Source organism: Cryobacterium melibiosiphilum (assembly GCF_003602235.1).
Lineage (GTDB): Bacteria > Actinomycetota > Actinomycetes > Actinomycetales > Microbacteriaceae > Cryobacterium > Cryobacterium melibiosiphilum.
On sequence record NZ_QZVS01000047.1, the window covers coordinates 1 to 22,258 of the forward strand.

The following is a 22,258-nucleotide window of genomic DNA, read 5'->3' on the forward strand; positions in this document are numbered from 1 at the left end:
CCTGACGCCGCCGACGAACAGATACCAAATCCTGACGCGCTAAACCCCATTGTCACCGGGGAAGACGCCCACATCGTCACCCCGGGAGACGTTCAACACATGGGAGCATGCGTGGACTCAGGACCTAATCGAAGTGCTCACGACCCTTGCTCGCCTCGTAGAACTGGAGCCCGACCAGGAGTCGCTCCTGGCAGAAGTACTGAGCTCCCAATTGCTGACTGCGGCTGAACTCAGCGCTGCTAGCACCGTTTGGCCTACATCAGATAGTGACCGCAAACCAAGGAACGAGGTCATTGCTCTCTTCTAAAGTTCTCCCGGTGCCGCGAATCGCTCAGCAGCTTCGTTGCGCTGCGGAAGCCCCGACCCGGTGCACTCCCCTGTGTTCCCCCAATACATAGACGGCGCTCTTCGTCCAGGCAAGTACCAAGTTGGGTTCTGCGGCCAGTGTGGCTGGCCTGTTGTCGAGCTCCGCGGCGGTCGGGCTGAATGGCCTGTGCCGGCGGCCACGGGAAAGTGCCCACAGCCGGTCGATAGGGAATCGGAGTGCCTTCGTCATATGGCCACGAGGCCAGCCCACCGACGGCCAGTCATATTGAATATTGGCTTCCAAGGGAGCCGGGGGTGGTGCCGGGAAGGCACCACAGTCCGATTTCACATGTCAGCGACGATGACCCCGGACGTGGCGCGGCCCGTCGCACTTGGTGCGTCAACAGCCGCTCGCCGGTGACCCCTCTCGAACATCTGGTAGTCAAAATGGCGAGTAGTCCGAGTTGGTACGGGTAGTCCACGTTGTTGGTACTGCCGTTCCACGGAGTTGGTACGGCGGCCATCTTGATTTGATCCCTTTGACAGGACGGCAGCACGACTGGTGTTGCCGATTCCTGACGGAGGGGGCATTGATGGCGAGCTACAAAGCCATAGCAGCGTTGGTATTCGAGGGCCGCAGCTACGACGAGATCACGGGCCTGGTGGGATGTTCCCGCCGCGAAATCTCGATGGTGAAGAAGACCATCACGGCGAAGAACTTGACCGCCGCGACGACCGCGGCGATGAGTGACGAGCAGTGGGCCGAGCTCTTCCCCGACAAGCGTCGCAGCGTATCGGAAGCCTTCATCCAGCCTGACTTCGCGGGAACGCTGAAGTCGATGAAGATCAATAAGCACTTCACGCTGCAGCAGGGCTGGCGAATGTATGTGGGTCTGGACTCGGCACTGCCGGGACGAAAGTACGGGTATTCGCGGTACTGCGAGCTGTTCACCGAGTTCGTCAACACCCATGACGTCGTGGCGACTCTGCACCACGATCCGGGCCGAGCACTACTCGTGGACTGGGCCGGCGACACGCTCCCTGTTGCAGACATGGTCACCGGGGAGATCCGCAAGGGCTACCTGTTCGTCGCGGTCCTACCGTTTTCCGGGCTGATCTTCTGCTCTGCCTACGCCGACATGAAGCAAGACTCCTGGAACAACGCCCACGTCCAGGCCTTCGAGTTCCTCGGCGGTTCAACCCAGATCATCGTCCCCGATAACGCCGCCACCGCCACCCACCGAACGGTGAAAGGCGATAGTGCTCGCGTCGTTCAGGCCCGATACCAAGAGCTCGCCGACCACTATTCCACCGCCGTCGTGCCAGCCCGCGTCCGCCGCCCCCGCGACAAAGCCGCCGCAGAATCAGCGGTCAACACCATCAACAAGCGCGTGATCGGCTACCTCGCCGAAGAAATATGGACAACCTTTACCGAGCTCAACGCTGCGATCGAGGAACGCATGGTGGAGATCAACGAGCAGATGCGCCGCGCCGACGGCACCACCCGGTCCGAACGATTCCGTGCCGACGAGGCCGAGCTGCTCCAGCCGTTGCCGGCGCACCGATTCGATACGGTCTCGTGGAAACAACTGAAGGTGGGGCGAAATTACCATGTCACTGCCGATTACCAGCACTACTCGGTGCCTTACAAGCTGGCGGGGCAGATGTTGCGAGTGCGTCTGACCGGCGGCAACGTCACCATCTTTGACGGCGACACGCTCATCTGCGAACACCCCCGCAAATCCGGACGCAAGGGCCAGTACTCCACCGTTGCTGAGCATGCTCCGGAACGCCACCACGACCTCGAAGGGTTGTGGACACGGGAGTGGTTCGAGCATCGCGCCAAGAGCTTCGGGCCGGCGACCGTGACGGTGATCAAGATGATCCTGGACCGTTCCGTCATCGAGGCTCAGGCTTACCTCGACTGCCAAAATATCCTGATGACCCTCGGCAAGAGCAACAAGCAGCGACTCGAATCGGCGTGCCAGCAGATCGTCAACCAGCGCGGTTACCCGACCTACACGACGCTGAAACGCATCATGGCGACCATCACCGGCGATAAGAAGCAAAGCCACCCGTTGGTGCCGGCGGCCACGAATACGAAGAGCCCGCCCGGGCCGGCCGACGCGCCCAGCGTCATGGTCCGCGGCGCCGACTACTACAAGGACCGCTGATGATCGGCAGCGTATTCACCAGCGTCGACCACGACAAATTTAAGGCTCTGCGCATCACGCACCTCGCGGCGCGGTTCGAGGAACTGATCAAGGACGAAGCCAACGATGCTGCCGCGCCCGAGGAGCTGTTCCTCACGGCCGTCGATGAGGCGTTGGAGCTTCGTCGCTCGATTCGGATCGAGAAACTGATCCGTCAAGCCAAGTTCCCGATCCCGGAGGCATCGGTGGCTGAGCTGAACTACCCGCCGGGACGCAACATCACTCCGGTGCGGATGAAACGCTACGCCGCCCACGATTGGAAGGCCGACCCGAGAAATCTACTCATCATCTCGCCCACCGGCGGCGGTAAAACCTATCTGGCCTGCGCGATCGGCATCGCTGCTTGCCACAGCGAGCACAGCGTTCACTACACCCGGATGGATGATCTGGCCCGCCAGCTGGTCATCGCTCGAGGCGACGCGATCGGGCACCAGAACATGCTCAACAAGCTCAGCGACGTTGATTTACTCATAATCGACGACTTCTTAACGGTGGGCATCGACCCCAATGCTGCCAGCGATCTCTTCTCGATCCTGGCCAACCGTGATCATCGGCTGCCGACGATCATCGTCAGCCAATCCGGGCCGGCCTACTGGGTCGAGGCCCTACCCGACCGGATCGCAGCCGACTCCACCGTTAACCGGCTCGCCAGCCAAGCCCGCACGCTCAACCTCGGCGAGGTCGACATGCGACGCCTGCGCAGCGACGAAGCAAAGACCGCCAAGGACTATTGGGAGTAACGCCCCGAATGTCGTCGAGGCGGTCTGGCCGGGCTGGCTCCAACGCCAGCCCGGCCAGTTCCACCTCCCCGGAACAGCAGTACCAACAACGTGGACCATCAGTACCAAAAGCGACTACTCGCCAGTCAAAACACATGCCCATGGGTGGCCATCGACTATTGGCCATATACGTGCTCCGACGTGGCCGTGTATGGGCCGATTCTCGTGGCCGCTGACAGTCGGGCTGAATGGCCTGCTGCAGAATTCGTCCGAGTCGGCGGCCTCGACCAATTCCAAAGTGTCGACTTAAGTGGGAGCGACCGAGTGCGGGCTTAGGTCTCGGTTCCGGGAATTGCGTTGATCCGCGTTCGGACGCTCGTGCGAATGTCTCCTGTTCGAACACCAATATCGCCGAGGTGCTGACGCATCTGCTGAAAAATGGGGGCCTTCCCCTTGTCATCTGCAATAGTCAGAACTGCTGCGAACTCCACACCGGCGGTGGGTAATTGCTCTTCCGCTCGGGTGAGGTACTCAACTAGCAGTTTCCAGTTGGATCGTTCACCTCGGCCGCGCATGCGCGCTTCAAAGCATTTCACAACCTGCCACTTGTGGGCTTCCTGGAGAAGCGCGCGCTCCGCCTTGGGCTGTTTAGAAGAACGAGGTTGGTTTGTCGCATGGAGGGTGTTTTCATAACCTCCGTCAGCTTTCTGTTGCATCAACTTTGCGTCGATGTTGACCCTGATCCGTTCGTCTCCGTGTTCGTACGCCAATACCGGCCGGGCAACAAGAGTGAGCCGCGCATAGCCACGACATTTGCCGTCGATACTCAGGGCTTCGGGCCAGGTAAATTTCAGTGTGTGCTGCTCGCCCGGAAGGACGATGCTGTTGACGACTATGGCGATTTCAGTGTCTGGCCTTTGCAGCATCTGTTCGGCCGTGACCGGCATACCGAATCCGACTAGGTCTTTGGCGGATGGAAAGATCACGGGCTGGCTCATGGTTTTCGGAAGGACGCTGTAATGAACGAGAAGCGCGATGAGTACCTCGCGGGGAACGTTTCCGTCAATAAGCGAATCAAGATCCGCGAGCTGTCGTGCAACAAGCGGTGCTGCGTAGCTGGTGCCCGCCCCGCTTATCTCCTGTCCGGCGGCGTCGATGGAGACGAGTCCGTTCCCATAGACCTCGTCAACGGTGCCTGAGCCACCAACATGTGCGAAATCTGGTTTGGTAGCACCACTAAGACCGGGTCCGCGACGGCTATACCGCGCGAGCGCGTATGGCACCTGATTTTTCAATCTGGGCGGATTCAGTGCGCTCACCGAGACGTTGAATAGGCTTTCAGCGGGTTCGCTGATCGTGCCCACAGTGTCCGCGACGAGGGTCGCCATTACCTGGTTGGGGGCAGCGGGCCACTCGGGACGTTGTTCGGAAAAGTCCAGGTTGCCTGCTGAGATCACGAAAATTACGTCATTGTCCCGGGCTATTTGGTCAAGCCTGCGCGCAGCGAAGCCATACCGATAGCTATCGCCTGGAGCGGCGAAATTCATGCTGAAGTTGAAGACTCTCACGCTGAGGCGCGCCCGGTACTCCCGAACCGCGGACTCTACTTCGTCCATAAAGTCAGACACGCCGTTTGGGTAATACTTCTCAAAGGGCACGCCAGTATTTCCGGGGTCAGCCGGCAGAACATCTACATCGATGATTCCGCATCCTGACGGTAGATCGGACAGGTAGCTCGGGTTTAAGTCGCCCGCGGCGACAAGAAGGCCGGAGATGAATGTCCCGTGCTCAGCATCGCGATCGGAGTCAGATATCTGACCCCAGCGGTCCTCTACCCAGGCCTCGACGGCGTCGGACACCCCACCGTCAATCACGCCCACTCGCGCGACGTCACCGGTTCCGCGCGTTGGGAGCGAGGTCGTGGCCAGCTCGTTCGTTGGGGTACTTGCTGTCGCGTCTCGTTGAGGAAGTGGTGGCAGTGTGATGTCGCGCACCAAAGTGCACCCTTCGAGTGCTCGAAGGACTTCCTGGTGCCGATCAACATTGTCCGAGGGGATCCCTGCTGGGGCCAGGTGTGATCCGATGGGTGCGCCCAGCAGCCCCAGTTCAAGCCGAGAGGGGACGTCTGACTCCAGTACGCGTAGCGCAACGAAAGGGTTATTGCCGCGTCCCAATATCGGTCTGGCCCTTGCGTCCACGGCGAGCGTGGCTAAACGATCCTGAAGCGCTCGGACCGCATGTTGCTCAGCCTGAGCGAGTGATGGATCATTTTCCGCGGTGACGATTGGAAAGAAGTCAATTAGGTAGGCGCCACCAGTACCGGCCCGGCTAATCCACGCGGCCCCTTCTGCCGCGCTGAAGGACCGCTTCTCAACAGAACCCCACAATGTGATTGAGCTGATCGCCGACACTTCGCAACGCGGGCGTTTCGGATTCGGCTGGACCTCACCCGTCTTCTTGTTGAGCTTTGTCGGCACATCCAGAGGTGTTGCAGCGATGCGATCAATGACCCAGGCTAGCGACACGGAGGTCACCGCGTAGATCGGCTCACCGATCCTCGCGGTCGCCACATGAGGCGTCCATCTGGCCTGAAATATGCTGCGCTGAGGCCGATGCGACTTTGCTATAGCCCGCGGGCCCATCGCCACTTTTAAGTGGGCAGCGCCGCCGTTCTGAGCTGTCCACTCGTCGGAAGCAATAAGTGCAGCAATTGAGCGCAGCGACGCCACCAGTTTGTCTCGGTGCCGACGGAAGCCTTCGTTGTCTCCCTCAAAGAAATCGTCGCCAGCCTTGCCGGGCTGGTTCTTTTCTCTAGGCCCTTGAAGATGCTCTGGGTTGGTGACAACCTGCACTGGTTCATTCGGCATCGGCCGTGTCTCCTTCAACTGTGTCGCTCATACGCCGACTGATGGTTTTGGTGCTGACGCCGAGAACGTGTGCAAGCTCGGAGTAGGAGAACCTGATGTCCTGATTCGTCGCCAATACCCTGGTCAGAGTGTTCTCGTTTGCGAGGTCAAAAACGCGTCGCCTGTCCGTGTGGACTGATGTGGAGGCTGCAAGCTGCGAGATTGTCTCAAACGGTGCTCTCGATTCGCCGTCTGAGAGGATCAACCGTTTCCGGTACTTTGCGCACAGGGTCACCAGTTCGGAGCCGGAAAAACCCTCTGATACCCAAGCAAGTAGCTTCGATTCGGCAATAGATTCGTGATTTTTCGCTGACAGAGCGCCCTTGGCTATATCGAATCGTTCGTCCGGTCCCGGCAACGGTATTGCGAGTTGAACTTCGAATCGACGCCAAACGGCGGGATCTAGAAGTGCCTGGTGATTTGTTAGCCCGATGATGACGCCGCGACCTTCTCGTGCATCAATGTTCTGCAGGAGAGTGTTGACGACGCGTTTGATTTCACCGACCTCGTTGGGGTCGTCACGAAGCTTCGCTATCGCGTCGAACTCATCCAGAACGAGCACACACTCGTAGCGATTCGCAAATGCGAATAGAGCGCCCAGGTTACGAGCCGTTGTGCCCAGCAGTGAACTGATCAACCCGTCGAGCCTTGCGACCACTGCGGGCAGGCCTAGCTCGTGGGCCAACCACAATGCCAAGGTTGTCTTCCCTGTTCCGGGAGGCCCGTAGATCAGACAAGTGAGTGATGGGTTTAACCCGGCTTCGATGAGCCGTCCATGATTCTTCCACTCAAGCAATAATCCGGCCAGTGTGTCGGTGACTCCCGGAGCCAATACCGGGAATGCCGCGAGGTTGTTCTCCGGAAAGACGATCGTCGCCAGTGGTGCTGATGACTCACGGTCGACCGGCACGGCGACACCGGGCAACATTCGTTCAGTGGCTGTCGCAAAGCCGGTGGAAAAGCTCTTCGTTAGGTGGCTGGGAGCCAGATTCTTGGACTGGGACGTGGCACTCAATAGCCGCTCGATCGCACTCGCGTCCTTATCGTCAGCTTTCCGCAGAGCAGCTGCGAGCCGTTCCGCTTGGTGGCGCACCGCGTCGTCGCCTTGAGCCAAGGCGACACGTACGAGCGATTTAACGATTGCAATCTGTTCCATATGGACATACTAGCCACTCCTGCGGACATTTATGCCCGTAACATGGACACCGCGGGCTAACGGTTTGGACACTTGAGGCTTTGCGAGAGACATAGAAGCCTGTTGCTCACGTTGAGCCCGAACCCACGACGCGCCGGGTCGAGCCCTATGGCCCACACCAGCAGGCGTGCATTGCCGGCTCGAGGACTGGGAATCCCTGACGCCCACTCCCCCAGCCGCTCGAGCTAGATCATGCTGACCAGGTCGCGCGACGGGCATCGCCAGCAGGGAGCGGCGGCGGCGCCGGCGAGTAGCATCGGGACGAGGCAGTGCTCGCAGTTAGGTGGCGCGCCCAGGTCATCCGTGTTCATGACGGCACAGTATCCCGCCTACAGCGGGTTCCGCGCCTGTCATTTTTCCAAGTCAGCTGCACAACGACCGCTGTGTTTTCGGAGGTTGTGCAGCCGAGTGTAACGACTGACTTTTCCGTACTCCTCTGCACGAGTGTCGCTTCTGTTCGTACTCGCCTGCACAAGCAGGAGGCAGAGGGGGTGGACGCCGAATCGGCCCGGGGGTGGTCCGCATGTGATTGCCGTCGTTGCGCCGAGACGGTCCGACGAACCCAGAGGTCAACTGTGCGACAAGGTCTCGTCGGACAGTTGCCGAACCGGGTGTGCAGGCGAGTACGAACATTGGTGCAGACGGCTTCGAAAAATGACAGCTCTCCGAGACGAGAGGCCCATTTCGTGCTTTCGTTATCGTTATCGTTATCGTTATCGTTATCGTTATCGTTATCGTTATCGTTATCGTTATTTTACTTACGTATTGCGTATTGCGTAATTAGTGATACGATATCGGTATGAGCATTCCTGAGATCACCGACGTGCGCACCTGCGGTTTCCCCGGCTGCGAGGAGCCTGTGGACGCCACGGCCGGTGTCGGCCGGCCCGCTGGCTACTGCGCCAACCCCGCTCACAACCGCGCCGCTGCGTGGCGGGCCCGCCGCGCCGAGTCCGGCCGGGTCGAGCGCACCGTCGAGGACGACAAACTCCCCGTTGATGCGGCACGGCAGCGGGCGAGCGTGCTGCGGTCCCAGGTCGCCGGGATGGTCGAGCACCTGCAGCAGCAGCTGGTGGTCCTTGTCGACGAGCTCCGCACCGTCGCGGACCCGGACGCAGCCGAAGCACAGATCGAGGCCATCACCTCCGACGCAGCCGAGCAAGTCGCCACGGCGGCCGCCCGCGCCAACCGCGCCGAGACCGCCACCCGCAAGGCCGAGGCCGAGCGCGCCGAAGCCGACGCGGCAGCCGAGGAATCAGCTGCCCTGGTCGACGAGCTCCGCACGACCCTGGCCGCGCTCGAGCAGCGTGCCGCCACCCTCGAGGGCGACCTGGTCACTGCGGGCGAGGACAATGCACGGGCGACCGCCGAGATCACCGCCCTCACAGACCAGGTAGCCGCTCTGAGCATCGAGAACGCGGCCACGAACGCACAGCTCACCGAGACCCGGGAGCTCGTCACGGCGGCCACTACGGCCAAGGACGAGGCCCTGGCGGCCGCGCGCGAGGCGGTCGCGCAGGCCGCCGCCGCGTCCAGCCGTTTGGAGCGGGCCGAGACGGATGCTGCGAGCACCCGGGACCTGCTCGATCAGGCCCGCACGGAGCGCGAGAGCGCCCGGGCGGAAGCGCTCGTGCTCACCGGGCGCCTGGCCACAGTCAGCAGTGAACGAGACAGTGCCACGGCCGAGGCCGGCAGGGAGCGTTCCTACGCCGAGCAGCGCGTCACCGACGTGCGGGCCGCCCTCGAGCAGCAACTCACCCAGCTGCGCTCCGACCTCGACCAAGCACGCACCAGTGAACGCGAACAGCGCACCCGCGCCGATCGCGCCGAAGCACAGGCACCACGCCCCACGCAGAAGTAGAACGCCCGCCCTCTCCCTGTCTCGGCCAGAGGCGTACTGGGCGTGTTCCTGTCCGCCGGCGGCGCCGTCCCTCACGTCGAGCTACGGGTGGGGAGACCGCCCTAGCTCAGTGGTCGTCCAGCGGGGAGCGGCGAGCTATCACCCTGGTATCTCTCCCCTGCGTTGTGTGAGAGTTCACGACGTTCTACCTCTGCCAAGATGGCTCGCTCCACGAAGTCTGACCAGCTCTTATCGCCTTCGATGTGGCCCGTCGCCCGGTACGTTGCACGGGCCCGATCACGTGTGGCTACTGACAGATAGGTGGTCATCCGCGCAGTCGTGTCGACCACAACGGTTGCCGACTTCTTGGCTGGTGTGCGCGAGGGCTTTGCAGCGGGAGAGGCAACGGTTTTCGGCTGCTCACTGGTTTCCGGTTTTGGTTCAGGGCGATTTCGGGCCTGGAGCCGGCTCAGGTCATGAGCCCCGGCGCGTGGCGTTAGGCCGCCGATCTGTCGGTTGGGGGTTTCGTCGCTCATGCGAGGGCCTCCTCGTTCTCTGCTGCCGTAATCCTGGCCACGACTTCTTGGGTGATTGCCTGCAGGTCGTCAGCGACCGATGATGCTGTGCGTGGTGCAAATGTTTGTGCCTGCGCGTCACCCCGCCGGATCTCGTACCACTTCGGCCCCTTGCGGACTTGTGCGTCGAGTTCGTGCACCAGAAGACCCCGTTCTCGGGTGGCCTGGGCGGTCGCTTCGCTGTGGCGAACCGTGGCAGTGAAGACGACGTTGTTGTCGGCGTTGAAGAGTTCTGCGATGTGTTCGCGTGCTTCGCGCTGGACGACGTGGGCAGAGGTCCCGACGTCTACGAGGACCACGCCGAGGAGGTCGAGGGTGGGGTTCACTCCGAGGACCGCGTCGAGTCGCGCTGCGACGGCACCAAGTCCTTTGCGGCTTGATTTATCACTTTTGACGGGGACGAGTGCCCATCGCGCGGCCGCAACGGCCGCTGTCTGGAGCGTTTCATCGCCTGGTGGGCAGTCGATGAGGATCATGTCGTAGTCGCCCGCAATGGGCTCCAGCAGATGAGCGACGGCTAGCTTGGCCCCATCGGGGTCCTTGTTCGCTTTGGCAGCGAGACCCGCCGTGGCCTGGTCGAGGGCCGGACCTCCAGCGAATACGTCAAGGTTCGGTCGAACTTCGCGAATGGGGGCCGCTCCCCCTCCGAACATGAGTGCCTGAGCCAGTGCGCGGCCGGTGTCGTCCCGGTCGTCGTCCGTGTATCCGAGATCCTCGGCCAGGTTGCCCTGGGGGTCGAGGTCCACCAGGAGTACGCGGTAGCCGTTGTTAGCGAGCATGCCGCCGATGTTGGCGGTGAGTGTGGTCTTGAGGACGCCACCCTTGCCGTTGATGACGGCGATGACCCGTTCCAACGCGGTGCGATTGAGTGCCGGAGGCATACGTTCTCATTTCTCTTGTCGTCATTAGTGATATTACAGCTAATGCTGTCATTAATGGCATAGGCAGCATTGCTGCTTTTACTGTTTTTACTGTTTTTACAAGTATCAACTGTATTAGCGCTATTATCTACAATGCCAGTATTACTGACAATAGCAGCATTACAAGCAATGACAGCGGACAGTCCACCTATCCCCAGCCTTGCGGCGTGCTTGGGGCGGTGAGTACAGGCGCCTCGGCGTCGCTCTACGCTGCGGAGGCTCACGCCCGTAGCCGCGCCCGGTGGGGGAGTGTGAGGGGGACACCCCTCACCGGCTGGCCCGCCCGGGGCCAGCCGGTGCTTGCGGCTAGATGTTGCGAAGCATGCTCACCACGGTGGGGAACGGGGACAGGCTCTCCACGAGGGCATCGACGGTCCCTGCGTCGGGCTTCTGGGCGAGAGACTCCTGGATCCGGGCGAGCTGAGCGTCGGTGAGGCCGACGGTTTCACCGTCAGGGGTAACTCTGACGGCGACGGCGGTGCCGAAGATGACGGTGGGGCGGCCGAGCAGGTGGGCGAGCACGGTCGCGGGCAGGTTCAGGGTTGACCCGTTGATGAGTCCTTCATCATCGACGAACAGGTCGATATCGTCTTGCAGGCCGACGACATCGAACATCCCGCAGCCGATGGCGGCGGCGATGTCTGCCCCGATACTGGCCGCGTTCAGGGCGTGAGTGGTGATGGTGTCGGTCGGGTTGATCGTGACGCTGCGGATGGTGGTGGTCATGGTGTTCCCTCTCCAAGGATGGTGAGGTGCGCGGGGTCCCGTGCTCTCGTGGGCAGTGGTTGTGTAGTCGTCCACCGTTTTTCTGCCCTTGGTGGCAAGAGAAATCGATTGAGAGCGGGAGTGCCGTAGTGCACGCAATCTGGTGCGGAATAAGGGAGCTGGCGACCGCGTGCCAGATTGTGGGTGACGTAGGCACGAAGCGAACTACGATGACCGGCCACCAAGGGAAGAAAAGTTCTGTCAGGTCAGCCGGCGCAGCCGGTCCGCGTGGATCCGGCCTCCGTGCCGGCTCCACCCGGGGGGAGTGTGAGGGGGCACCGTCCCCCTCACGGCCGAGCCCGCGAGGGTTGTGCCGGCGGTCAGGGCGTGGCGGTTGAGCTGGCGGTTACGTCGTCCTGGTCGCCTTCCCAGAAGTGGCCTAGTCCGGCGTCGATCATGCTGCGGATCATCGCGACCGCGTCGATGCCGCGTGCAGCTCGATCGGGAAAAGACAGTGTGATGGTGATGCTCTGGGTAGGGGCAGCGTGGTCGACGTCGCCGTGCTGCTCGTCGGTGGCGTACTGGTACGTCCACGCGATGGCGACGGCGCCAGTCGGTCCGCTGTCTGCAGCGGTGACCGTGGCGCGGTGCTCGTCCTGGCCGGGGTGGGGTGTTCTCCTGCAGCTCCACTGGATCCCGAGCACGTCGACGGTCGCGGTGCCGCACGTCGCCCCGGTGGGGCTGAGGTCGGCGTCGGGGGCGTCTTGGTCGACCTGGTGTGCGTCGAGGGTGTCGGGGCGCTGGTAGGTGATGATCATGGTCGGTTTTCCATTGGTCCTGCTGCGGGGGCCGTGCTCGAGGCGGGGTGCCGGGTTGCGCGGGCGTGACCTGGTGGGGGAGTGTGAGGGGGTCGCCCCTCACGGCCGGCCCTGGGTGGGCCGGCCGCTGCGGCGTGTTTACTCAGGCCGCATGAGCTGCTGAATCTCGGCATACGGGGCGGTGTCGGTCCACGTGTAGCCGGTGGTGACGCTGACCGTTTTGAGGTTGGCGCGCACCACTTCGCGCCACTGGCCGCGGATCTTCACTCGGTCGCCCTTTTTGACGGTGGCGCGGTCGTAGCCGGTGGCCGTGCCGCTTTCGACCTGGGCGGCGCGGACTGCTTCCCAGTAGGCGATCTGGTCGCGCTTTTCGTCGATGTGCGGGGCGAGGCGGGTTGCGCGGGCCTGGATCTGCTCGGCGGTGGCGTCGATGTACCCGTGGGTGTCGTCGTAGCACTGCGCGGTTATGCGGCGTTCGAGCTTGCGGATTGCAGCGCCCAACGTTTCGATGCGGTTGGCCACGGTGACCGGGTTGTAACGGGCGTCTGTGGTGTGGGTGGCCGCGTCGGCGCGGGCCTGGGCGGTGGTGGCCTCTGCGCTGGCTTCGACTGACTTGCGCATGGCAGTGTCTGCTTTGGCGATCGCGTTGCGGTGTCGGCCTTCGGAGTGGTGGCCAACCTTGATCGGCTCGCCTCCCTCGGGCAGCCGGTCGAGCGCTGCGCGGGCATTGTTCCAGGCGGCCTCTTCCGCGCCGGTCTTGCGCTCGGCTTTCGCGGCCAGGGCGTCGACACGGTCGGCCTGACGCTCGATCTTTCCGGCCTCGACGTCGGCGGTTGTGCGGTGGCTGCTGTCGATTTCGGTTGTGACCTCGAACCCGGCGGCTTCAAGTGCCGACGTGGTGCGGGTGATGGTGTGCAGCTTGGGCAGGCGGTCGCGGGACTGCGGGACAAACCATGCGCTGATGCTGCGCCCCCAGCGCCATCCGGCGGACTTGAGAACTTCGGCGGTTCCGTCTCCTCTGCAGGTACCGTCGATCATGGTCCCGGCCTCGTGGGTGTGGGTGATGGTGAGCATTAGCGGGTACCTCTCGGGGTTGCGTAGTCGTTGACGCGGGAGCCGTGCGGGGTCCTGACGATGACGAACCGGCTGCGGGGGTTGGGGTATGTCTGGCTGTTCCAATAGGTCGACATGTCGGCGCTGCTGAGCAGGTTCTCGGCCCCGAGCACTCCGGGAGTCAGGGGCGGAATCTGAGTTGTGAGCATGAGTTTTTCCCTCGGTCTAGGCGAAGCTGTCGGCGTAGCGGCTTGCGGTGCAGGTTTCGCCCGGCTGAGTGTCTGCGGCACCTTCGGACCGGCAACCACTGCAGGCGCACCCGCTGGCGTAGCGCTCCCGGGGATAGGTGTTCTCGTAATCGAAATCTGACTCAGCCATGGGTTCTCTCCTCGTGAACAACTGTTTTTTTGCCCTATCTGGCAAGAGAAATCGATAGCGACCGGGAGTGCCGCAGTGCACGGATTCTCGGGCGAAATAAGCCCGCAGGGCGCGTCCGAGAATTCGGGTAACGAAGGCACGAAAGGGAGCTACGGTGAAACGCCAGAAAGGACAAAAAGGCCCAGTGGACAGTGCCGCACAGCGGCTCCAATTGCTCTTGACGGCATGGCCGTCTTGATTTCAGAGTGATATCACTGTGATATGCCGATGTGGGGGAGCGCGAGGGGAAGCGCCCCTCGCCGGCCAGCCGTGAGGCTGACCGGCTGTCCGCCTAAAGTGCGGCGACATCCTCAGCGTTGGCGACGAGCTGCGCCCCGTATTCGCGGATCAGGCGGTGGCAGCCTGCGCTGGCCGGTGACGTGATCGGGCCAGGAACGGCGCCCACAGGCCGGTTGATTGAGAAGGCGTGCGCAGCGATGTTCAGGGCACCTGAGCGCCAGCCGGCTTCCGTTATTACAGTCGCCCGGGCGGCGGCGGCGATCAACCGGTTACGCATCAGGAACCGGTACTTGGTGGGGCTCTGGCCGAAGCCGATTTCGGTTGCCACCACACCCGCTTCCGCGATCCTTGACAGGAGTTCGTGGTGGCCGCTGGGGTAGTAGCGGTCGAGTCCTCCGGCGAGGTAGGCGACCGTGCGGCCGCCGCTGGCCAGCGCGGCCCGGTGAGCTACGGCGTCGATCCCATAGGCGGCTCCGCTGACGATGCTGTGACCACGGCTGACGAGCCCGGCGGTTATTTCCATCGTGGCGTGTTCCCCGTAGCCGGTTGCAGCTCTCGCGCCCACTACAGCCGAGCTGAGGGTGTCGGCCAGGATCTCGGTGTTTCCTCGTGCCCAGAGCGCGTACGGGGCAGCTGCGCCGAGGTCATTGAATCCGGCGGGCCAGTGCGGGTGCTCGGGGGTGATGAGTTCCGCTCCCGATGTGGTGGCGGCATCGAACGCTGTGGCGATACTCGCGGCTGTGGAGCGGGGCAGCGCGCGCGCTCGTAGGGTCGTGAGGTCGATCCCTGCCGCATCGCCGGTCCCGTGCAGGATCACGTCGAGCGCTTCTTCTGCGCCCAGCACTGCGATGAGTTCGCCGGTGTCGCTGTCGCCGGGTTCACTGATGACGGTCCAGATTCCGCGCGCGGCCGCGTCGGGGCTGTACTGCTGGATGGTGGGGACCTGGTTGCTGATGCTGCCTAGCGTGCTCATGGGCTCTCTCCCTCGTGGACAACTGTTTTTTTGCCTGTCTGGCAAGAGAAATCGATAGCGACCGGGAGTGCCGAAGTGCGCTGTTCGGCGGGCGAGATAAGGGAGCTTGCGACCGCGCCCGGCGAACTGGGTACGTAGGTGCGGAGGGAGCTACGGTGAAACGCCAGAAAGGCCAAAAAAGATATCAGGGCAGTGCCGCGCAGCGGCTCCGAACTGCTGTCGACGGCAGCGCCGTCATGGTTTCAGAGTGATATCACTTTGATATCTCCCCGGCCGCGCAGCGGCTCAAAATAGGGGGATGGGCACAGCGGCCGCGCCGCTGTGCGGTCACGGCCCGTCAGGGACGTGTGCCTGGTGGCAGGCTCCGGTCTCCGTGCCGGGGCCGGGGACGGAAAGACCCGGCGCGGCAGTGGGGGACTGCCGCGCCGGGTCTTGGCTGAGGCTACTCCGTGGTCTTCGCGGCTTCTTCGGCTGCCTTGGTTGCAGCCGTCTCAGCAACGGCGTCGATCACGATTAGCTCAACGTCGCTGAGACCGTAGCCCCATGCGGCCAGCTGCACGAAGTAGCGGGCGCTGTGCGCGTTCGGGTAGCGCCACGTTTCCTTGCTGGTGCTGTCCTCGATACCGGCCAGCACGATTGCGAGGCCGACATGCTGCACCTTGGTGGGGGTCTTTTCCATCAACGCGGAGAGCTTGTCGACATCCCAGTAATTCGCCCGCTTCATCCCAAGCAGCGTGTGCGCCAGCACGTTTCCGTTCTGGATGGCTTTGCCGACCATGCTGTGGTGCACGGTCAGGCCCACGGTAATGGCCTGTGCGGCATCCTTCGGGAGCGTCTTACGGCTCAGGAACTCTGCCAGCCATTCGCGGCGCACGACCTCAGCGCTGGCCCAAGCCTTGTTGTTGGCGATCAGGGTCTTACGTTCGGCCTTCTGCTCGTCGGTCATCGGCCCGCTGGTGGCTCCGCTGCCGCTGGACTTGCGGAATCCGGCAGCCTTGGGGTCTTTCAGGTAGTAACGCACGGTGGCGGTGTCACTGCTGCTGTACGCGTACACGTAGGCGGCGCGGCCCTCGCTCGCGGCGATGTTCTCGGCGGTGACTGACTCGCCGTCTGCGGTGGTCAGGTAGCTGATGCTCGTGTAGTCGGTTTCGTAGGATCCCCGGTCGCGGTCCAGCACCTCGAAGCCGCGCCCGATCAGGTCGGCGGTCGCGTCGGCCTTCATCGTCGCTACGCGCTTGTCGTCGCGTGCGCGCTGCGCTGCGTGGGCGAACTGCTCGGGGCTGGTGGTGGCAATGTCGATGAGCACGGACACGGTTTCAACGTCGCCCTCGAATTCGATCAAGGCGGCAGCCTGGTCAAGAGTGAGCGAGTGACTGACGATGGCGGATGCCGCGACGGCGTTCTCTGCGACAGCGATTCCGGCCTTGACTGTGGCGGGCTTGCTGCCCAGTCGCTTAGCGATCACGGCAGGGGTCAGGCCCTCAAAAGCCAACTGCTGGAACGCGGCAACCCGGTCGGCGTCGGTGACGGCCTCACGGTGATCGTTCTCGGCCATCTGCTGCACGATGCGCTCGACGGTAGTCTCATCAGCCGATACAACATAAGCCGGGATCGTAGCCAAACCGGCCTCCCGTGCCGCGAGGGTGCGGCGCTGCCCGGCTCGCACGATGAGGTTGCCCTGATCATCGCGGCGGGCGAGGATCGGCGTCAGGACGCCGTTTGCTTTGATGCTGGCCACGAACTCGCGGCCCAGCTGCGTTTCCGTGCGCACGTTGGCTTCTACAACGATCAGGTTCGGGTCAATGTGCTCGATGGTGCCGACATTTACGGTGGTAGTAGTCATTGGGTTCTCTCTCCATCAACTGATTTTTTGCCTGTCTGGCAAGAGAAATCGATTGAGAGCGGGAGTGCCGTAATGCACGGCTGGTCGGGGGAAATAAGGGAGCGTGCGACCGCGCCCGACCAGGTGAGCACGGAGGCACGGAAGCGAACTACGATGACCGGCCAGACAGATAAAAAATTGTCAGAAAACAGCCCGCGTAGAGGTTCCGGTCCCCAACGGAACCTCGCGGAGAGGTTTTGTGCGGGACAAGTAGGGCTGAAGAGTTAACCTCTTGTTCCAGGTCATCGTCCGATTCAGCGGCCTGATGGCGCGAACGTTTCTGGATAGTTGCCGAGCCATCCCCAGTGTTTGGCAGGCCAGCTCACCACGACTGCGCGACCGACGACGCTACTAATCGGGACGAAACCGCCCCCCGGCGAGCCGTTGAGGAAGTGGAAGGCCGAATCAGCCGAGTTGTATCGGTTGTCACCCATGACCCACAGTTTTCCATCAGGCACCGTGACGGTAAACGGACTCTTGGTCGCCTGGGATTGACCGTCAGGAATCTGAATGTATGGCTCGACGATGGCCGCATCGTTGATGGTTAACTGCCCGGCTGCGGTGCAACAGACCACGGTGTCCCCGGGAAGGCCGATGACTCGTTTGACGAGGTGATTATCGCTGTCGCCGGCGCTCAGCCCCACAACAGTGAGTGCAGCATCCAGCGCACTGAAAAGATTCTGCGGCGCGGGTTGCTGCGGTGGAAGCCAGTTCCCCGGGTCGGTGAAGACAACGACGTCGCCGTGCTCAATGGGGATCAGGTTGGGAACGAGTTCATTCACAATGATTCGATCGTTGACCAAGAGCGTGTTCTCCATCGACGGAGACGGAATGTAGAACGAACGCACGACGAAAGTCTTGAGAAGGGCTGAGATCAAGATCGCTATAACCACGATGACGACGAGGTCCCGCACAAACTTTATTGCAGGAGACCCGACCCCGGTCCGCCGCCGAGCAGAACGTGTGGCGGTGTCGGCTGGCATCATTCCTTGATCCTAGGGCAGTCATTCAAACTGATAATGACCGGCCGATCCGAGCAAGTCCTCGAAACAATTCGCTCAGTTTCCCGGTATCTATAAGAAGTCTTGGGTATTCACGTCTACAACAAGTTATTCGACGAGTTGTGCCCGTATTGGTACCCCCAGTTAGAAGAACAGCAAACGCTACGTCTTCCTACGGCCTCAGTGCCTGCAATACGTTATGGGAAAGCCCAAGGGGGGGCTCCGTAACGGAGGGTCGAAAATGTACATTAAGTCACGCCTTTTTCGCAAGTTTGCAATCGGGGCTGCACTTGCTTCGCTTACTGTAATTGCTGCACCGGCAGCCGCACAAGCGGCACCAGCTCAAGTACTTGTCGCTTCTTGCTCTGCCTCAATGGAAGTCTGTCGCGATACTCACTCCAACGTGACCGCTACCTCCATCACGCTCAGGACGCAGTCTTCAAACGTACCGTCTGGAACCGCGTACTACACCGTCAACAAAGGTGTCTACGGAGCCAACATCTGCAGCGGCAATATGGGATACAACGCGACGAGGAGTTGTAACCTCGGCGGATACACCGGGCAAGTTACGTTCACGTTTTACAAAGGTCAGAATACGCTGGTAACAATCTCGTTCTAGCGGAACACATGCGAACAAGAGGGCCAGAGTCCCATCGAGGGGATTCTGGCCCTCCTTAAGTCATAGTCAATGATGTCCCAGCCTGATGCGAGCAGTGCTTGGTGGCAACAGCATTCCGCGCCAGTGGTGCTGGCACGAAAGGGTGGTCCTATGTGTACACACACGACAGACTCCCGCACACTTGAGGATATGCACGTACCCGCGGAAGCGAACTGCAATAGCTGGCCAGAGCGTGATCTTGCGGGCCGACGTCGATATGCGGGCTGGGATGTTGATGAGTTTGCGGCGGATGGTGCCGCTGCGCGCTTTGCCCAAATCCGCGCCGGCCAATGAGCCAACGGCGCGGGAGAGGTTGAACGAAATTGCGGCCAGCACGAGCCAGGCCGCGTTGGCCGTGAAGACCCCGGAAGGCAGGTGTGCCAGCGCGCTGGCCTTCAGATCGGCGTTGACCTGCTCGATGATTACCTATGGGTTTGATCGGCCGTGACTGTATCCAGGTCGCTGATGGTGAAGAACACGTGAAGGCGGGTGCGTGTCAAAAAGGGTCAGCTACCCTTCGCCGGCTTTCTGGTTCAGGTACAGACGCTGAAACGCTCCGCCTCCCGATAGAGGTCGAATGCAGGCTAGGCGGCGTCACCGAGGTATTGCCAGCGGTTGTCGGGGTCGAGCAGGCCCAGGTCCACGAGCTCGCGGGCGGAGCGGTGATCGCCGCGTTGGGTGCTCGAGCGCGGGTAGCGGGGCCAGACCCGTTCACCAGGAGCATTTGTATCCCGAAACAGCGGCCGGCTCGACACGTGCACTCCCTTAGGACGACGCCTGGGACCAGCGCACATAGTGGTGACTTCAGCTTGCCACCACGCCCACACGTCCCGTTCCGCCTGATACCGGCGTGCTCGACCCACGAGAAGACCAGCAACCCCCACGATGTGCGCGGCCTTGTCGCGGAAGTCCTGTTTCGCTCGAGCCCACCCATTGGTGTGTTTGACGATCAGGCGGTGAGTGCGGAGGCGGCTCAGAATCGTGGCGGTATGCCGGGTACTCACGCCCAGCAACCTCGCGGCCGTATCGATCGTGAGGGCGGGGTGTTGAGCCAGGAGAGCGTAGGTCTTGCCGGCGAGGTGTCCGAGACCGGGGCGGGTGAAGAGGTCGTGGCGACCGTCGGTGAGCTCGCGTTCCAGCGTAGTCACCAACGACGTTCGCAGATTGAAAAGTTCAGAGGGGGGGCGGGGGTTATCTAAGGGTTGTGACGCAACCGTACGAGGGGCTGTGGAAAACTTCGGGATTAGCCCCCATTCGGCAGCGTTGCCGCCCTCGGCCAGGGCGACTCGGACGAGGAACCCGTCCGCCGCGAGAGCCGTCAGCGCCCGCCGGGCGGTGTCGCGGCTCAGGCCCACCATCAGGGCCAGATCCCGGATAGAGGCCGCGACGGTGCGTTTCCCGGTCTGCAAGCTCAGGTAAGCCACCGCAGTCAGGATGCTGCGTTGGGATACGGCAGCTTCGCTCTGGCCCCACCGGCCGGGAGAGACCCGGAACCGGGTCAGGAGGTCATCAACGGTATCGACAATGACGCCCAGATCAGTGAAGTCAGACGGTGCCTGCGACGTCGTCAGGGGCGCTTGCAGCGCCGAATACTGCTGGGCCTTGGCCCACTGCCGTTCCAGACGCGCTCGGGCCTCTGCCGGGCTGCGCGGTTTGCGGGTGCCGCGGCTGGTGTTCTTACTCCGGTAATGTTCCATCCCCGGCGCCGTAAGGGATTCTTTTTCGACCTCAGCCAGGGTCCATCCGGCCGAAGCGGCCGCGAGCAGGCACATGAATCCCGTCCAGCTCGCGTTGCTGCCGCCGTTGACTGTGGCCATATGGCCCTGGCCCCACGTGCTGAGGGGGCGAGGAGCGCTGTACCGGATGTCGATGGGGCCGGACGGTTTCGTATCGGCCGGACGAGGCGCCGGCCGTGCCACGTCGAGGACACCCGTCAGGGCCGTCAGGTCGCTGCTCGTAGCCGACGGGGCGAGCAGCCCCGCCAGTTGGCCGCGGAGGACCGTCGAACTGCTGCCATCACGGTGCGGGGCCAACGGCGGCCGTGCCCCACCCTCCCGAGGGTTGCAGAGCATCCCGTGGTCCAAGGTCGCGTAGTTGGCATGCGCAGCACCGGCCAGAGCGGCCACCGTGCCAGCAGAAGCGCCCCCCCGCAGAGCAACCCAGATATGACGGCCCCCCGTTCCCGAGGACTGGCAAACCACATGAGCGATCCCGAGCCCATCAAGAACCCCCGACAGAGCATCACAATCGTCCACGGCGCGGTCCATCAGATCAGGAGAGACAACGCCGGCTTCCTTGCCATCAAAGTCAAAACACAGCAGACGGAAAATACCGGACTCATCAGCCATCCGCACCAGCCACGGCGTCGTAGGGGCAGTCGGGCCGACCCGGTAAATGAGGGGGTAACTGTTCTCGTCCAAACGACCGTACGCATCACGCTTCATCACCCGCACCTGGTCGCGCGGACTCAGTCGGCGCGTCAAATCCCAGGCCGTCAACCGGTCGGAAGACACGCCCAACGGAGTTTCAATCACGGAAACGGCGTCAAAACGGTATATATCGGTTACTATGAGGTCATCCCTTCGTTTTGGCGTGGGGGTACAGCAAAGGCTCCGGTTCATCCGGATCTTTTGATTAGCTCAGACCTCGTGCCGGCAAGCGAAGAGGGTTTGAGCTACGAAACTTGGAGAAGCCCGTCGCGCAAGCGGCGGGCTCTTTCGTTTAACTGGCCGTGTTGATGGGCAGCTCCTCGTCGTTGGAGTGGGGAGGCAACGGCGCGTACTCGGGCATACCGAGCTCGCGGGCGAGAATTGCGGCGATGTAATCGCCATAAGTCATGCCTAGCTCTTCAGCGTTGTGCCGAATAGCGTCACCAACTGGACGCGCAGGCTTGGTCATGAACGCGTCGCGATCACCCTTGCTCGGTCGTCCTCGGTTTATCCGTGCCATGTTTCCAGTAAAGCGCATCCTTTCGTTAAAGGAAACGACATCCGCTCCGGCGTGTCGGAAGTTACTCATCGTGACCGCGCTGGTTGCTGGTTTCGCGGAGTCTTTGGCGCAGCTGCGTCTTGTGGATGATCCAACGAATTCCGACGTGGTAGGCGGGTATCTCACCCGTTTGCAGCCATCGATAGATTGTTGGCTTGGTTTTGTCGAAGAGGGCCATCAGATCGCGATAGCTCAGTTCGTCACCGTAGGTGGCGAGCACATCCACCTCGGCTGGTTCGCTGGGCGGGTCTTGATTGCTGGTGGAATCGAGCCACGCACGAATTTCAGCTTTGAAGATGATCCACGAGCCGACGACCTGGTGTGCTGGGATGATCCCGCTTTGAAGCCGGGCAAACACAGCAGGTTTTCCGACGTGGAGGATTTTTGCCACGTCGGCGGTGGTCAAGGTTTCTGGGTAGGCATCCCAGTAGTCATCGTCCGTCAATGGCGGTGCCTCGTCATATGAAATTCCGTTCAAGTAAGCAGCAAAGCGGTCGATGGGCCAAGTGACGCTGGTGTTGGGGGTATCACCGGCGGCGTACCAACCCGCTACGGCATTATCCCAAAATGCCGACCGCGCTTTGGGGACCTTCCAGCGCTCGGCGTGATCGTATGCATGCTGGCGCTTCGCGGCGCACACGAACGCTCCGAATCGGCCTGCGCTGGCCTCCGGGCGGCTGATCGTCATGCCAACGGTCATGTGTACTGCCTCTGGCAAGTGTCGACCGCACATAGCTCGAGGCCGAACAGGGGGTCAGCTCACGATACGGAATAAATAACACGCTAAGGGTTTCCGGCCCTGCTAAATGGTCTCTGTTTCACGAAACGGGATAAATATCACGGTAAGAG

The 22,258-nt window shown here is 62.0% G+C and carries 17 protein-coding genes and 1 pseudogene; 3 read left to right on the forward strand and 15 right to left on the reverse strand.

Annotated elements, in window-relative coordinates; translation table 11 throughout:
* Positions 1–899: 899 nt before the first annotated feature.
* Positions 900–2,480 carry an IS21 family transposase gene (gene istA, locus D6T64_RS01815; protein WP_119970889.1) on the forward strand — a complete coding sequence of 527 codons (1,581 nt, stop codon included), beginning with the start codon at positions 900–902 and terminating at the stop codon, positions 2,478–2,480.
* Positions 2,480–3,259, forward strand: a complete 780-nt coding sequence (locus D6T64_RS01820) for an ATP-binding protein (protein WP_119970891.1) — start codon at positions 2,480–2,482, stop codon at positions 3,257–3,259. Before istA ends, D6T64_RS01820 begins: the two co-directional genes overlap by 1 nt.
* Positions 3,260–3,570: 311 nt before the next feature.
* Here the strand turns inward: D6T64_RS01820 and D6T64_RS01825 are convergent, their stop codons facing one another.
* Both D6T64_RS01825 and D6T64_RS01830 read right to left on the reverse strand, forming a co-directional pair.
* Positions 3,571–6,105: a S8 family peptidase gene (locus D6T64_RS01825; protein ID WP_119970894.1), complete on the reverse strand. Its 2,535-nt coding sequence runs from the start codon at positions 6,103–6,105 to the stop codon at positions 3,571–3,573.
* On the reverse strand, positions 6,095–7,300 hold the full coding sequence (locus D6T64_RS01830; protein ID WP_119970896.1) for an AAA family ATPase: 1,206 nt from the start codon (positions 7,298–7,300) through the stop codon (positions 6,095–6,097). The genes D6T64_RS01825 and D6T64_RS01830 overlap by 11 nt, the downstream gene beginning before the upstream one ends.
* A gap of 838 nt (positions 7,301–8,138) precedes the next feature.
* Between D6T64_RS01830 and D6T64_RS01835 the strand changes: the two genes are divergently transcribed.
* Positions 8,139–9,200 carry a hypothetical protein gene (locus D6T64_RS01835; RefSeq protein WP_119970898.1) on the forward strand — a complete coding sequence of 354 codons (1,062 nt, stop codon included), beginning with the start codon at positions 8,139–8,141 and terminating at the stop codon, positions 9,198–9,200.
* A gap of 101 nt (positions 9,201–9,301) precedes the next feature.
* Here the strand turns inward: D6T64_RS01835 and D6T64_RS23595 are convergent, their stop codons facing one another.
* The 13 genes and pseudogenes from D6T64_RS23595 to D6T64_RS01890 all read right to left on the reverse strand — a co-directional run bounded on the left by D6T64_RS23595 (position 9,302) and on the right by D6T64_RS01890 (position 22,109).
* Entirely contained in the window at positions 9,302–9,715 is a 414-nt protein-coding gene (locus tag D6T64_RS23595) for a ParB family protein (protein WP_158594763.1), read from the reverse strand.
* Complete coding sequence (locus D6T64_RS01840; protein ID WP_119970900.1) at positions 9,712–10,635, reverse strand: ParA family protein; 924 nt, start codon at positions 10,633–10,635, stop codon at positions 9,712–9,714. The genes D6T64_RS23595 and D6T64_RS01840 overlap by 4 nt, the downstream gene beginning before the upstream one ends.
* Before the next feature lie 345 nt (positions 10,636–10,980).
* A complete protein-coding gene (locus D6T64_RS01845) occupies positions 10,981–11,400 on the reverse strand; it encodes a DUF3846 domain-containing protein (protein WP_119970902.1) in 420 nt (139 codons plus the stop codon).
* A gap of 359 nt (positions 11,401–11,759) precedes the next feature.
* Positions 11,760–12,197, reverse strand: coding sequence for a hypothetical protein (locus D6T64_RS01850; RefSeq protein ID WP_119970904.1), 438 nt, complete (start codon positions 12,195–12,197; stop codon positions 11,760–11,762).
* A gap of 138 nt (positions 12,198–12,335) precedes the next feature.
* Positions 12,336–13,271: a DUF3560 domain-containing protein gene (locus tag D6T64_RS01855; protein WP_119970906.1), complete on the reverse strand. Its 936-nt coding sequence runs from the start codon at positions 13,269–13,271 to the stop codon at positions 12,336–12,338.
* On the reverse strand, positions 13,271–13,459 hold the full coding sequence (locus D6T64_RS01860) for a hypothetical protein (RefSeq protein ID WP_119970909.1): 189 nt from the start codon (positions 13,457–13,459) through the stop codon (positions 13,271–13,273). The genes D6T64_RS01855 and D6T64_RS01860 overlap by 1 nt, the downstream gene beginning before the upstream one ends.
* Positions 13,460–13,475: 16 nt before the next feature.
* The gene (locus D6T64_RS22435; protein ID WP_158594764.1) at positions 13,476–13,628 is read right to left on the reverse strand and encodes a hypothetical protein; all 153 of its coding nucleotides are present in this window, start codon (positions 13,626–13,628) and stop codon (positions 13,476–13,478) included.
* A 331-nt stretch (positions 13,629–13,959) separates the two neighbouring features.
* Entirely contained in the window at positions 13,960–14,880 is a 921-nt protein-coding gene (gene dprA / locus D6T64_RS01865) for a DNA-processing protein DprA (RefSeq protein ID WP_119970911.1), read from the reverse strand.
* A 442-nt stretch (positions 14,881–15,322) separates the two neighbouring features.
* Positions 15,323–16,723: a ParB/RepB/Spo0J family partition protein gene (locus D6T64_RS01870; RefSeq protein WP_119970913.1), complete on the reverse strand. Its 1,401-nt coding sequence runs from the start codon at positions 16,721–16,723 to the stop codon at positions 15,323–15,325.
* Positions 16,724–17,016: 293 nt separating this feature from the next.
* The gene (gene lepB, locus D6T64_RS01875; RefSeq protein ID WP_119970916.1) at positions 17,017–17,748 is read right to left on the reverse strand and encodes a signal peptidase I; all 732 of its coding nucleotides are present in this window, start codon (positions 17,746–17,748) and stop codon (positions 17,017–17,019) included.
* 856 nt (positions 17,749–18,604) lie between these two features.
* Positions 18,605–18,909 (reverse strand): annotated as a pseudogene (locus D6T64_RS01880) (IS1380 family transposase); the annotation flags it as partial.
* Positions 18,910–19,005: 96 nt separating this feature from the next.
* Positions 19,006–20,934 (reverse strand): hypothetical protein, encoded by a 1,929-nt coding sequence (locus D6T64_RS01885; protein WP_233550776.1) that lies wholly within the window; start codon positions 20,932–20,934, stop codon positions 19,006–19,008.
* A 497-nt stretch (positions 20,935–21,431) separates the two neighbouring features.
* Positions 21,432–22,109 (reverse strand): helix-turn-helix domain-containing protein, encoded by a 678-nt coding sequence (locus D6T64_RS01890; RefSeq protein ID WP_158594765.1) that lies wholly within the window; start codon positions 22,107–22,109, stop codon positions 21,432–21,434.
* Positions 22,110–22,258 lie beyond the last annotated feature (149 nt).

Bases quoted from the DNA above. Each gene is read 5' to 3' on its own strand.
- D6T64_RS01835 (WP_119970898.1), top strand. From the start codon at position 8,139: ATGAGCATTCCTGAGATCACCGACGTGCGCACCTGCGGTTTCCCCGGC.
- D6T64_RS01855 (WP_119970906.1), bottom strand. From the start codon at position 13,271: ATGCTCACCATCACCCACACCCACGAGGCCGGGACCATGATCGACGGT.
- D6T64_RS01860 (WP_119970909.1), bottom strand. From the start codon at position 13,459: ATGCTCACAACTCAGATTCCGCCCCTGACTCCCGGAGTGCTCGGGGCC.
- D6T64_RS01890 (WP_158594765.1), bottom strand. From the start codon at position 22,109: ATGACCGTTGGCATGACGATCAGCCGCCCGGAGGCCAGCGCAGGCCGA.
- D6T64_RS01850 (WP_119970904.1), bottom strand. From the start codon at position 12,197: ATGATCATCACCTACCAGCGCCCCGACACCCTCGACGCACACCAGGTC.
- D6T64_RS01840 (WP_119970900.1), bottom strand. From the start codon at position 10,635: ATGCCTCCGGCACTCAATCGCACCGCGTTGGAACGGGTCATCGCCGTC.
- D6T64_RS01830 (WP_119970896.1), bottom strand. From the start codon at position 7,300: ATGGAACAGATTGCAATCGTTAAATCGCTCGTACGTGTCGCCTTGGCT.
- D6T64_RS01870 (WP_119970913.1), bottom strand. From the start codon at position 16,723: ATGACTACTACCACCGTAAATGTCGGCACCATCGAGCACATTGACCCG.
- istA (WP_119970889.1), top strand. From the start codon at position 900: ATGGCGAGCTACAAAGCCATAGCAGCGTTGGTATTCGAGGGCCGCAGC.
- D6T64_RS22435 (WP_158594764.1), bottom strand. From the start codon at position 13,628: ATGGCTGAGTCAGATTTCGATTACGAGAACACCTATCCCCGGGAGCGC.
- D6T64_RS01845 (WP_119970902.1), bottom strand. From the start codon at position 11,400: ATGACCACCACCATCCGCAGCGTCACGATCAACCCGACCGACACCATC.
- D6T64_RS23595 (WP_158594763.1), bottom strand. From the start codon at position 9,715: ATGAGCGACGAAACCCCCAACCGACAGATCGGCGGCCTAACGCCACGC.
- D6T64_RS01825 (WP_119970894.1), bottom strand. From the start codon at position 6,105: ATGCCGAATGAACCAGTGCAGGTTGTCACCAACCCAGAGCATCTTCAA.
- lepB (WP_119970916.1), bottom strand. From the start codon at position 17,748: ATGATGCCAGCCGACACCGCCACACGTTCTGCTCGGCGGCGGACCGGG.
- D6T64_RS01820 (WP_119970891.1), top strand. From the start codon at position 2,480: ATGATCGGCAGCGTATTCACCAGCGTCGACCACGACAAATTTAAGGCT.
- dprA (WP_119970911.1), bottom strand. From the start codon at position 14,880: ATGAGCACGCTAGGCAGCATCAGCAACCAGGTCCCCACCATCCAGCAG.